The sequence below is a fragment of the Shewanella sp. 1180_01 genome (assembly GCF_052850535.1).
Window position 1 is genome coordinate 1 of the sequence record NZ_VXCT01000160.1, and the last position, 947, is coordinate 947.

The 947-nt window shown below is 53.2% G+C and carries 1 protein-coding gene and 1 pseudogene; both read left to right on the forward strand.

The window, feature by feature from the left end:
* Positions 1-220: hypothetical protein (locus tag FW758_RS24630; protein WP_446446831.1), on the forward strand; the 220-nt coding region annotated here is incomplete at its 5' end.
* A pseudogene (locus tag FW758_RS24635) lies at positions 221-947 on the forward strand (tyrosine-type recombinase/integrase); the annotation flags it as partial.

A 947-nucleotide genomic window follows, 5' to 3' on the forward strand; every position in this document is an offset into this window, starting at 1 on the left:
AACTAAACCACTGACACAGCGCGAACGCTTGATGCGCATCATCACAGGTAAACGGTTTTGGACCCTGTTTGAAATCCAGCAAGAGAGCTTTAACCGTTTTGGGGTTCACGACAGCGAGACAGCCTTAAGTGCGCGGTTTCGGGATATGCCGATTAACCAGCGAGTGAAGCGCATACGCTCGGGTACCCATCACACCTTTGAATATCGGTTGGAGGGCTAGATGGCACAGGTGATGACAGCCACAGGCGTGGAGCAAGGCAAGTTAAACGATGCAGTATTGCGCCGTTGGTTGCGGGCAGGGATAACGCGGGACTTTCGGGACACGCAGTTTCCGGCGGTGCGGTTACGGGCCTCAACCGATAGACGCCAAGCCTCAGTGTATTTAGTGATGAACGAAGCGGGCAAAACCGTGTGGCAAAAGCAGGGCGTGTGGCCAGTGATGTGCTTGAAGACCTTTTTAGCCGAGTTACCTAGCTTGCTCGCCAAACGCAGCATGGGCCAAGCGGTAATCAGCAACGAGTTTACCACGGTCGCGCAATTGCTGGCGTGGTTTGTCACCCATGTGGAATGCAACCGCACCTTAAGCAACAGCTGGCGCAGTAACTGTAAATCGTTAGTGAGTAAACATCTCAGTGGCTGCTTTGCTGAGTTACCACTCAATGAGCTGAACTTTATCGCAGTGGACAGTTATTTAATCAAACCCATGTTGGCGCAGGGCTACTCGGCCAATTACATCAAAGCCGCGGTGAAGGTGTTAAAGCGGGCGTTATCGGTTGCGGCCGATTTACGGGTGTTAGACACCAATAGCTTGGCGGGGTATCGGGTGCAAATGAGCTTGAAGATGCCGCCTTTGGTGGGCACGCAGTTAAGCGAGTCGGACGTGGGCCCGTTATTCAGCGCATTGCGAAATGCTGCAAGACCGGTGGCCATGCTGTTTGTGCTGATGT